The organism is Halomonas citrativorans (genome assembly GCF_014898005.1).
Classification (GTDB): Bacteria; Pseudomonadota; Gammaproteobacteria; order Pseudomonadales; family Halomonadaceae; genus Vreelandella; species Vreelandella citrativorans.
The window spans coordinates 73402-85179 of record NZ_JABUYX010000011.1; the positions used below are offsets into that span (position 1 = coordinate 73402).

Annotated in this window: 10 protein-coding genes; 2 read left to right on the forward strand and 8 right to left on the reverse strand. The window is 48.3% G+C overall.

All coding sequences use genetic code 11. The features are described 5' to 3' along the window. Positions 1-79: 79 nt before the first annotated feature. The 3 genes from INT20_RS11615 to INT20_RS11625 all read right to left on the reverse strand — a co-directional run bounded on the left by INT20_RS11615 (position 80) and on the right by INT20_RS11625 (position 2144). Complete coding sequence (locus INT20_RS11615; protein WP_193056970.1) at positions 80-856, reverse strand: amino acid ABC transporter substrate-binding protein; 777 nt, start codon at positions 854-856, stop codon at positions 80-82. Between the two features lie 246 nt (positions 857-1102). Then, complete coding sequence (locus INT20_RS11620) at positions 1103-1792, reverse strand: cell division protein ZipA C-terminal FtsZ-binding domain-containing protein (RefSeq protein ID WP_193054749.1); 690 nt, start codon at positions 1790-1792, stop codon at positions 1103-1105. A 151-nt stretch (positions 1793-1943) separates the two neighbouring features. Further along, entirely contained in the window at positions 1944-2144 is a 201-nt protein-coding gene (locus tag INT20_RS11625; RefSeq protein WP_193056971.1) for a hypothetical protein, read from the reverse strand. A gap of 157 nt (positions 2145-2301) precedes the next feature. Here INT20_RS11625 and INT20_RS11630 point away from each other — a divergent pair, with 157 nt between their 5' ends. Beyond that, positions 2302-2517: a hypothetical protein gene (locus tag INT20_RS11630; RefSeq protein WP_193056972.1), complete on the forward strand. Its 216-nt coding sequence runs from the start codon at positions 2302-2304 to the stop codon at positions 2515-2517. Then, complete coding sequence (locus tag INT20_RS11635; RefSeq protein ID WP_193056973.1) at positions 2517-3260, forward strand: zeta toxin family protein; 744 nt, start codon at positions 2517-2519, stop codon at positions 3258-3260. Before INT20_RS11630 ends, INT20_RS11635 begins: the two co-directional genes overlap by 1 nt. A 136-nt stretch (positions 3261-3396) precedes the next feature. Here INT20_RS11635 and INT20_RS11640 read toward each other — a convergent pair whose 3' ends face one another. The 5 genes from INT20_RS11640 to INT20_RS11660 form a co-directional block, all read right to left on the reverse strand. Then, positions 3397-3738 (reverse strand): hypothetical protein, encoded by a 342-nt coding sequence (locus tag INT20_RS11640; RefSeq protein WP_193056974.1) that lies wholly within the window; start codon positions 3736-3738, stop codon positions 3397-3399. Between the two features lie 83 nt (positions 3739-3821). Then, a complete protein-coding gene (locus INT20_RS18300; protein WP_193056975.1) occupies positions 3822-5708 on the reverse strand; it encodes a flagellin N-terminal helical domain-containing protein in 1887 nt (628 codons plus the stop codon). Between the two features lie 416 nt (positions 5709-6124). Then, entirely contained in the window at positions 6125-9514 is a 3390-nt protein-coding gene (locus INT20_RS11650; protein WP_193056976.1) for an O-linked N-acetylglucosamine transferase, SPINDLY family protein, read from the reverse strand. A 130-nt stretch (positions 9515-9644) separates the two neighbouring features. Then, entirely contained in the window at positions 9645-10853 is a 1209-nt protein-coding gene (locus INT20_RS11655; RefSeq protein WP_193056977.1) for a FliC/FljB family flagellin, read from the reverse strand. A 440-nt stretch (positions 10854-11293) separates the two neighbouring features. After that, positions 11294-11656 (reverse strand): hypothetical protein, encoded by a 363-nt coding sequence (locus INT20_RS11660; protein WP_226912150.1) that lies wholly within the window; start codon positions 11654-11656, stop codon positions 11294-11296. Positions 11657-11778 lie beyond the last annotated feature (122 nt).

Consider the following 11778-nt stretch of genomic DNA (forward strand, 5'->3'; position numbering starts at 1 on the left):
TCAGCATCGCTTATAAGCAAAACGGCCGTGGATTACCCACGGCCGCGTTCAATACAGGCTTCCGTTTACAGCGTAGCGGTTATTCCGGCTGCTGCGTGATATCGGTATCAAACCATTTTTCGGAAATTTCACGCAGCGTGCCGTTATCACGAAGTTCAGTTAGCGCTTCATCCACACGGTCGCGCTGGGCATTGCCTGCCTCGTTGTCACGAAACGGCAGCGCATTCTCGATAACGGTGAAGGGTTGGCCCGCCAGTTCCAAAGGCAAACCGCGCTCCTTAATCACCTGAGTCGCACTAACGCGGTCCATAATAAAGGCATTGGTGCGCCCCAATGCTACGTCCTGCTCTACGTTGGATTCGTAGGTGCGGATATCAATTTCGTCGGCGTTCGGCAGCTCGCGTAACAACTGCTCGTAGTTGGAGCCCAGATTAACCGCAACCGATTTACCGGAAAGATCCTCAACACCGTTAATAGCATCATTACCCTTCCGGACAACGACCTGCGCACCGTCATACACATAGGGCGCCGTAAATACATACTTGGCTTCACGCTCCGGCGTCATCGTAATCTGGTTGGCAATAGTGTCGATACGCCCGGAATCCAGCATGCCCGCTAGCCCCGAAAAACTCGCCGTGACAAACTCGACATCATCACCGGTGACCTCCCCCACCGCGTTCATGACATCGACCTCAAAGCCCTTGAGTTCGTCGCGCTCAACAAAGGTAAACGGGAAATAGCCGCCCGACATGCCCACTCGCAGCGTATCTGCCTGGGCCTGAACCGCAGCAAAACCACCTGCCACACTTAAGGTAAGCGCGGCGACTAACGTGTTTAAACGACGTGATCGAGTCATCAGAAGCATCCTCATCGGCAAGATCGTTTGCCTTTTGCAGAGTATAGGCGCGGCAGGCACAAAGACAGCGTAGCCGTTACACGCACATCATAAACACAAAAAAGAATATTAAAAATAGTTTTTATGCATTGAGGTTATTAGAGTTCGACAAGCGAAACCACTCTGCGCCATGTGTTTGATAGCAGGCGCTAATAGAAAGGTAGCTACAAATTACCACCACGCTTAATAGCGCAGTCATAATGGGCATTAACCGCCAGTAATATCCCTGATGGTTTTACGCGAAGCTGGCTGGCGCTCTTCATCAAGCAAGGCCCCACCTAACGCGGCAAGTTCTTCACTCAACTCCACCATTTTGCCCAATTGCACTTTGTCAAAGCCACGTTTGCGCTTGGGCTTATTGAGGATAATGCTGACCCCGCCCAGCAGGTGGTCCTCTTGTTGGAATACCTCTTCTGTAGGCATCAAGCCAGGCGGATACGCATTGGCAATACGTAAGGGGTTTTGTGGGGTAACGCCCAATGCCACATAAATTTTCAACTCTGCATCGAAGTAAGCGCCCCATTTATTCAGGACTAATTGCACCTTCTGATTAAGCTCAATGCTCGGCTGTTGGAACATTACGTAAAATACATGCGTAGGTACCTCTTCAGGCTTGCCAATGGGCTCCTCCAGGAACGGCTCTTCTTGCTCAGGCAAGCCCATGGGCACACGTTCTTCTATAGGCTTTTGGCTAGGCTGTGAGCGTGGGGGAACCGCAGGGGAAGCCGCGGATTTTTCATCACGTTTACCCGCAACCGTTAGCCAAAAGCTATTCCGCTCTCCCAGCCCCAGCGTCTCTCTTTTATATACCAATAAATAACCAGCCACCACCAATGTATTAAAGCTTAACCACCCGGCCCCAATGGCACAGGTCAGCGCCAGCGTATGCGCATTCATTGCTTATAACCCACGTTTTATTGTTAGACGAAAAGTATCGGCCAGTATGGCGAAAAAGCAATTTTAGCGGGCTAGGCAATTAGTGGCATGGTGGGGAACGAGAGAAGGAGAGAAAGGCAAAACATCCGTTGCATGTGTGGAAAATTAACGACTAGCTATCGTCTTTTAGCATCGTTAACGTATGGTCGCGCTGCTGCTTGATCGCTTTATCGAGAATATCGAGAAGGTGGGCATAATCATCAGGCATAGTTGTATCTAGCCCGTGGGCTTCGGCCTGCTCGATGGTTGTTTGGGTTTCGCGTATGACGCTTTCCAATTCCAGTGCTACACGCTCATGCTCATCAGGCGTCATACCTATCGTCATCCTTCATTTGCGCACTGTTTATGTGGCTACCCTAACGACTTTTATGCGCGGCCTTCAATGCGCAAGACACGAACATAGCCCTGGCGCTTTCCCCCCGCCATTTGTAGTATGCTATATAGTGAACCCATTATGTGAAGGAGTTCCCATGGTTATCATGCAAGATGCAGAACAGCGATTTGCAGCACAGACATCGCTTTACACACGTCGTGCATACCAGGCATCATTAAATAGCGGCCATACCGTGGTTGAAATAGTCGATGACAATCTTGTTGAAACCTCACCAGACGGCAGTGTTCGTTTTATAAGAAAGGCACCGCCTAAGCACAAGGTTTCAATTGATATAAAGCTCAAGGTGACCTGATGGCCGAGACGCCACGGTTGCGTATGTTTGCTGGGCCTAACGGCTCAGGAAAAAGTACGATCAAGGATGTCATCCCCACTCATCAAAAAGGGGTTTATATTAACCCTGATGACATAGAAAGTAATGCCAAAGAGTCAGGTACTCTCTATTTCGAGGACTACTCGGTTTATTTATCCAGCACGGCTATCAAGCACTACTTCTATCAGTCGTCATTAACGTTAAAAGCGTCATTAGCACCGCAGCTTGATGCATTAGTCTTTGCAGACAACTGCATTAGATTCCCTCCCTCCTTACCACCAAATTCTTATATTGCGTCTATTGCCTCTGCACTTATTCGAGAGCAACTCACTGCGTCTAACATCAGCTTCACCTTTGAAACAGTCATGTCATCAGAAGACAAGATTGACGTACTGAAAGCGTCTCGTGCTAAAGGTTTTAAAAACTACCTTTACTATATTGCTACCGACGACCCAGCGATCAATGTTCAGAGAGTGCATAACCGAGTAAAAACCGGCGGTCACCCCGTACCTGAAGAAAAAATCCGTCAGCGTTATGATCGTTCTCTTGATTTACTCTTGAAGGCTATCAAGCTTGCTGATCGTGCTTTTATATTCGACAACTCGGGCACTCAAGACATATGGCTAGCGGAAGTAACCCCCAATGGCGACATTCAGCTAAAAGAAGAGAACCTGCCCGACTGGTTCTATCGAAGTGTTATTCAGAAACTGTCGCCTTCCTATTAGACAACATAGCCCAGGCACGTTGGCACTACTTTTCATCGAGGATATAGAAACGCTGTGTGTCATCATCAGGCATGGTTGTATCAAGCCCGTGGGTTTCGGCCTGCTCGATGGTTGTTTGGGTTTCATGGATGAGTGCTTAACGAGCTTGCGCTCGCCGATAAAGCTGGGCAGCACTTTCAATCGCCATTGCCTCGAACGCGTCAAGCGTTAATAGCTGATCATGGCGCTTATCTTCTACCACGGCATTCAACTCTTTCTGATAACGCTTTAACAAATGCTCCAGGTTCATACGGATCATGGTCAGTTCCAGCTGAAACTCCGTTTTCAGCGTGTTTATATGCGCAATGCTTTCCAGTTCCTGGTTAGCCATTAGCGCTTCATCAAGGGTGCCCCCCACCAGCTTTTCGAGGGTATCAAGCTTAGGCACTACGTCATAAATAACATCGTAGGCTGAAATAGTCGGCACATTCGTTTTCATAAGTTCTTCTAAAAAATGGCCCCTTTAAGAAGCCTATTTATAATGTCTAATAATAAGGCATGAGCTTTATCCTCAAGCCTCAATTACTCCAACAGAGAAAGCACGTTCTGTGGAACCTGGTTCGCTTGGGCCAGTACAGACGTACCTGCCTGCTCCAGAATCTGCGCTTTGGTCATACTGGCCACTTCCACCGCGTAGTCAGCATCCATAATACGCGAGCGGGCGGCAGAAAGGTGACGATTGGTTTCGTCATGATTTTCAATGATGGCTAATAGCCGGTTATCCAAAGCGCCAAACTCGCTGCGCTTGTTATCCACTTGGGCGATTGCTCGGTCTAATGCCGCCAGTGGATCAGCAGGGTTGCGGATGCGGCGAGCTTCATCTGTCTCACGTATTGTTACCGTGGTCAGGTTGTTATCCACGTCTGTACTAAGTGAACTACGCACTGGGTAATAAAGGATTACTTCACCGTTTCCATTAACGGTTTGCAGCAAATGTTCGCCTTTTTGGTTCAGCACGATGTTGGCTGTTTTCATCGCACCGCTGCCATTTGAAAAGGCATTTACATTAAACACGTAACCATTTTCAGGCTCAGCGGCCATAACATCTTGATGCGTTGTACCGTTTAACTCGACATAGTTAACCTGCACATTGGCATTACTCGGCTTAAAATGCACGAACGACGAACCAGCAACAAAAGGCTGGTCGGTGACTGCCCCCATGGGTGTACGTTCACTTACCACGGTGAACGTACTCTCCGAACCACCTGTTTGGCTGGTCACATCGGCGGGATAATACGCATACTGCCCTCCCGCCAACTGCTCTTCGACATAATATGTGCTATTTAACTGCACGAGAGAGATGCTACCGCTGCTGCTTTCATCCTGACCATCCAGAGTCAGGCTATAGTCCGCGCTGCCTTTTTGCACTGCTGGCATATAACGTACTTCACTAATGGGGCCTGGCATATCAGCCGGGGCTACATGCGTGTCTTCCAGCACCTGAGCCACCACACTTCGCTGGCTGTTATCCATGATAAGTTCAACGGGCGTATAGTCGTTCCCACGCGCTATCCAGTACTCCCCTCCCGAACGTACGATATCCGCGCTACCTAACGGCCCACTATTGCCGTCCAAGTCGACAGCGCGTCGGGTGTATATAGCTTCACCTAACGTGCGTTCAGTCACTGCCTCTCGAACATTAATCGTTACGTCGTTATTGCGGGTATCCGTATCGTGTGATGCGTTAATCGATACATTTTTAAGCTGCCCGCCATCGCCACCTAGCTGGATAACATCGCGGTTATTAAAGCGCACTAAATGTGGTTCGTTATCAGCAGGCACATAAGCAACGCGTGAATGCTCCGCATCGTCGATAGGAATACGCGCCGAGCGGCCCGGCAGGGTGTCAGTATGCGTGATGGTGTCAGGTTCACCCTGGAAGGTAAAATCCTTAAGCCCCAGTGTTTGCACACTAAAGCCGGGGGCGTCTAAATTAACGCTCAGGGTTTCGCCATCGTTGGCGCCTACTTGCAGGGAAAGATGCCCCGCCGTGCCATCCAGAAGCGGAATGCCGTTATATTCGGCCACCTGGTTCAAGCGCTCGATTTCCTTCAGGTTGAGATTAATCTCCGCCTGGATACGGTCGCCCATTTCGCCGTTATAAATTTCACTCAACCCCTGCACGGTAAGCTCACGGATACGCTGCAACTTACCGTTCACTGCCTCCAGCACGCCTTGTGCGGTTTGCGACAACGACACGCCATCGTTGGCATTACGCATCGCCATGCCGCGCCCGCTAATCTGGCTGGTCATGCGGTTAGCAATTGCCTGGCCTGCGGCATCATCCTTAGCGCCGTTGATACGCAAGCCGGATGAAAGGCGCTCCATGGACGTCGCCAGCGCAGACTGATTGCGCTTCAGGTTCGCTTGGCCGTTCATAGATGGCAAATTGGTATGGATCGACGCCATTTACGGGCCTGCCTATTAGTAGTAATTACTTGCTTATCGGCCCGGCTATAAAAAACTTTACCAGTGAGTTACAAGAACTCAACTGGTCGTCAGGTATGGAGAGCTATTAACTCCCTACCCTTCGCCACAGAGTCTATGCACACAACTAAAAAATCTGCCAAAAGCACGTTTCAACACCTGCCCTGGCATCGATTAAAGAAAACGAGCCCCCATAAGCGAAAGCGCATAGTGGATGTCGGCCCGACGCTCGCACCATGCGACCAGACGTCTAAATGTCCATACATACACAAAGAATGCTCGGTCAATTATCACTCACAAGATGCAGGCACTAAAGCACCTGCATCTTGTTAATCACCCCCACTGAACTAACGTAATTCGAAAACACGAAAAAGAGCCGCTCTCCTTTAAGAAACAACCTATAGCGGGTTCTTCGAGAATTTAGCCCACAAAGCATCTAATTTCTTCCTATCAACACCTTGCCTAACTTTAAATACGCCAGCAGTATCAACCTGATCGACCACCTCTAAAAACTCAAGCACTACATGGTATTGTGGTCGGTTCCAAAAATCATGGATAAAAATCCGAGCCATTTCCTGGTCATGCATGTGCTCTATAATATGGATAACTGATGCAATCGTACATGCGACCCTAAAACGACCATCCACAAGAATCAAATCAAATGACTGTTTATGGTGATGAATCGCCTGACTGTATTCAGAAAAATGATGCTGGAATTCACCTGAGACTGGTACCCCCCACTCCTTAGTTGGCCCGATATTGACAGACTCAACTTGGCACTTATCACCCAGTTTATCTTTTAGTGCCCTCACCCATTTAGCGTCGCTTTCCACACCTTCTACTCTCAAGCCTTCTTTTATCGCCCAAACTGTAGATCCACCTGAGCCAAATTCAAAATAGTGCTTTGCTTTTTTTAAATATTTCTTAAACAGCTTTCGTTCCGCATGCGACATGAAAGGAGCATCAGGAAGCGGGAATTCCAATACTTCTATTTTGTCAGACACTTCTATTTTTTCATTCAACAATGACTCAGTAGAAGTTTCGAGTTGAGTGTCAGCTAACTTTTGCAGAATCAAATACTCTTCTGCCTTTTCTTCATCAATTTCAACCAATAGCTTATATGTTAGATCCTTGATGCCATACACCGTGTGCAACAAAAAAGCCAGTTTGGAGCGCTGATTTTCATTTAGCTCAGCCAACCGCTCGTAAGTGGGGAGAAAAACTGCATCGGCACTTTGAAGCTCGGTAGCTTGGCGAATTTCTGCAGGCACGCTGTCCGGCAGGTGGCTTAAGTGCTGTTGGTTGTTGAAACGGTATAGACGGAAACCATGACGTGACATCCAGTGCTGAATTTCAGCTAAGTTTGGCTGTCGTTTATGCGTCGGTTGAAAGGCAATACGCACTTGAATGACCAGCGTGTCTTTAAGGGCTTTTTCACCATTTTCAAGAATTACGGCCGCATCGCTTAAATCGTCCAGAATTAACCAATCCAAACTATCCAGCCCTTCGATGCTATCTAACGCGATGGTATTGATCGGAAGCTTAGCAAGCACGCTTGCACCAGCAGGGTTGGCTCCGTACTGCTGCTCCATTGGCAGCGGTTCCAAGGTGCTGCTAAACACTGGGTCTAAACAGGAATAAAGTGTCGCTGGCTTTCCATCCCCTAAAACAGCATGGGTAAAGACTTGGACACCTTTACTGCCCTCGAACCGCTCAGCATTTATTACTTGGCTTGCTGGATCGAAGGCCACTATGCCAAAAGAATTTAGCTGCCTAAGGGTATCGATGCCCTTCTCAACAACCAATTTTGAGCCATTATCCAGCACTATAATCTTGCCAGGTAGCGACCAGTTAAACCCAGTCGCTTCGACTTCCATACTTTCTGCATAAACAACATCAACGGGTATTTCTTCATCTTCAAATTTCGCCAGCCCAGTTTTATCAAACGTTAGCGCAGCAGGCTGCTTTCCTTCGCAGTGACGCTGCCAAATAGCGCGCATGGCATCGGTAAAGTGTTTTGCAAAGCGGGTAGCATCGCATACAGGCGACTCTAATAAGACTTGACGGAGGTGCTGCCTGATAGTGGCAAGGCTATCTAAATCAGATGCAAGCTCTAAAACTCTTTCTCGATACTCCTCCCAAGAACTAACGACAAGTTCTGGCATGCCCGCATTAATTAAATGAGTAGCACTGTGGCGCCCTGCAAAGGTTGGCCCTGGGAGAGTGACCACCGGAACTCCCATTAATAAAGATTCACAGGTAGTTAATCCACCTGAATATGGCCATGGGTCTAAAGAAATATCCACATCATTGTAGCACTGGAGGAGCTCAACATGAGGGGAAGGTCCTTCAATACGCAGTCGGTCTGCCGAAACCCCTTCTGCCTTCATTAAATTAATAATACGCTCACGCATTTCAGGGCTACCGAGCTGCATGCTTTTAAGGTACAACCTTGAGTTTGGTATTTTATGCATCAACTTAGACCATTGAGCTAACACCTGCTCATTTAATTTAGTAGCATTATTAAAACAGCCAAAAGTTACATACCCATTTTTGTCAGCGGGCAGCGATGACACTGAAGGTCTGTAACGAGGAGGCGTATAACAAATATAGTCATCAGGCAATCGAATTATTTTTTCTGTATAATTGCTATCAACGCCTAAAGGAGTTTCCAGGCTATCACTCAACAAATAATCTATTGAAGCTACACCAGTAGTATTAATCAAACCGCCAACCCATTTAACTATTATCGGAGCTGGGGCATTTGCAATAGCCATCATTCGATTACCAGCATTGTGCCCGGAAAGATCGAAGAGTATGTCGACATCATCTCCCAACACTTGCCGTTCAAATTGCTCGTCACTCATGTACTCAACTGATAGAAAAACATCAGCAACCTTTTTGAATCGACTAGTTATATGATCTTCATGATTATTTGTAGAGTAAAAAAAGAATTTAAACTGCGCACTCCCACACTCTTCGAGTACGGATATGATCATTTGACCAACGGGATGGCTTCGAAAACCATCAGAAACCATTCCAATTTTTAGCTTGCGATCCAAAACTTTACTAGTTCCAGGTCTTCTATTTACATTAGAAGGAGAATATTTAACCCCCCACTGTTGTATAATATCTAAAATATCCTTTTCGGACATTCCAGGATGATAATGAGCTGTTGTTAAAAGGTTGGAAAAAGCTAAACGACTACTATTAGGAAGTTCTAACGCTCTACGATAAGCAGCCATACTTTCATCAAGTCGGCCCAAATCGTTCAAGGCATTACCATAATTATTCCATAGTGATGTATAACCAGGAGAAACTTGAAGCCCTTTTTCATAGCAGTTTAATGCTTCACTATGCTGATGCAAGGCGACCAATACCATTCCTTGAAGCGAAAGGTACTCTGCTTTATCCGGATCCAAACGGCATGCGGTCTGTATATGAGTCAATGCTTGCTGATTTTGACGGCGATGGTGTAATAAATAAGCTATGCCGTGGTGTGCTTCGGCATAATTTGGCTCTATTTCCAAGGCTTTAGCTAATAGTTCTTCGGCTTCCTGAACATTGCCTAGTCGATATTTGGCTTCTGATAAGCGCCCATAAACCTGATGGTTTGCCCTATTTTCATCAACCAGCTTTTGGTACTCACTCGCTGCTTCCAAGTATCTGCCACTTTTAAGAAGAGCATCCCCTTTGCTTCTGCGGGCAGTATGAGAATTAGTGGGCGTTGCAATTGACTTGTTGGCTAGCTTAACTGAAGAAGACCGACGAGATTTATGACGACTCATATATAAACTCACTGCTGGAAAGAGGGCTCAAGCCATCATATCAACTTGCACACTGGCTTTATAAAAAAAACAGGCCCTGTAAACAGGGCCTGTTTCGATATACCTACCGAAGCTTTCTAGCTGCGGAAGTTTAACCCAGCAGAGACAGTACGTTCTGCGGCATTTGGTTCGCCTGGGCCAGAACCGAGGTGCCCGCCTGTTGCAGGATCTGAGCACGGGTCATGTTAGCCACCTCACTGGCGTAGTCAGCATCTTCGATACGTGACCGAGCAGCGGATAGGTTAGTTTCGTTGGTTTGCAGGTTGGTAATTGCAGACTCAAAGCGGTTTTGGATCGCACCCAAACCAGAACGCAGCTCATCAACTTGCTTCAGAGCACTATCGAGCTGCTCCATCGGATTAGCAGTGGCTCCGCTTAGCAGGTCTTTGGCACCCAACGTGGAGCCATCAACAGTGAAAGCTGCAGTATCAGCGGTACCAGTAATATTAGCGTCTGCTGGATCCAAGGCAACACGGAAGGTTTTAGCAGTGCCCGCCTCCATCTCAAGCCCTTGCAAGTTCAAGGAGTTAATTTCAGCGGCATTGTTTGTCTCAACAACTACATCAACGTACCAGTTGCCGGCTTCATCAACCTGAGCTGTGGTGCCAGTAGTGATTGCATCAGCACCTACACCCAACTCAGTTGCCAAATCAGCATCAAATGCAGCTACTGTAGTGGTATTGATGCTTGTAGCAGTACCGTATGCCTTCTCAAAAGCGGCTTCAGCAGCACCGCCCGCAGTAGTGTCTAGAGCAGTCAAAGCACCATCCGGACCATTAACGTTAAAGCTATCAAGGTTCAAAGTGCCTGCAGTGATTTTTTCCAAGACAACATCGATAGACTCACCGTCGTTGGCACCTACCTGGATAGACAGGCTTTGGTCGTCAGCAAGCACTTTAACGCCGTTGAAGTCAGTCTGTTCAGAGATACGGTCGATCTCAGTCAGGCGCTGATCGATTTCATCCTGGATGGATTTACGGTCTTCAGCAGAGTTGGTGTCGTTCTGGGCTTGAACCGTCAGTTCACGCACACGCTGCAGGTTGTCGTTTACCTGGTTCAGGGCGCCTTCAGCGGTTTGCGCAACAGAGATACCGTCGTTGGCATTACGCTGCGCCTGAGACAGGCCAGTGATCTGTGATGACATGCGGTTAGCGATGGCTTGACCAGCTGCATCATCTTTCGCACTGTTGATACGCAGACCAGAGCTCAGACGCTCCATAGAGGTAGACAGCGCGCTCTGAGATTTGCTCAGGTTTTGCTGACCGATCATTGCTGTGATGTTGGTATTGATCACTGACATGGTGGTATTCCCCTTTCAATAAGACTGGCCACGTGGCCCGCTGTTCGGCGTGTTGTGCGCCGTTATACTTAATAACGGCGCAACGGAGGAAATCTTTAGGGGGAAGTCGTAAAAAATTATGTAATTTTTGGTAACGAGGGGATTATCAACATTCGACACAAGGCATGTGGTGGCAGGCGCTTTGTGGGGGATACGTTTATGCTGACTCTTGTGGAGGCTGAGGTTACCCGGCGCTAGCTGCCATGTTGGCCTATAGAGCTGCGTTACTCAACCCCGGCAGCGCGGGGCGCTGCGTTGCGGGTGCCTCGCTTCGCTCGTTACGCCGCTCTACGGTTGGTTTCTCACAATGAGCGGAGCCAGCGGTTTTGTGGGAGCTGAGTTCACTCGGCAATGGCGGCGCTAGCCGCCCTTTACCCGGCAGCGCGGGGCTGCTTTCTCAGTCAGTGCTTACCTTCGATACGCAGTTTTGCAATATCATGAATAGATAGGCCCGTCGCTTCGGAAATCTGCTCATCATTTAGCACTCCAAACGACAAGAGGTGGCGTACCGTTTCACGTTTTTCTTGTAACGCGTACTTCTCAGCCTCTTGACGACCTTCTTGGCGGCCTTCCTGACGCTCTTTTTTCACCAGGTTTTCCAGGTTTTCTGCCAGCATGTTTTTATCCTCCACCAAACTTGTAAGCGCTTCCAGGTTGATGCCTGCGCCAAGCCGTTGCAGGTGGCGCTTCACCCAGCGGGTAATGATTGGGGCAATGCGCGGTTTTCGAAGCGGAGCCAGTGGTTTTGTGGGAGCTGAGTTCACTCGGCGATGGCGGCGCTAGCTGCCCTTACCCCGGCAGCGCGGGGCGCTGCTTTCTCAGTCAGTGCTTACCTTCGATACGCAGTTTTGCAATATCATGAATAGATAGGCCCGTCGCTTCGGAA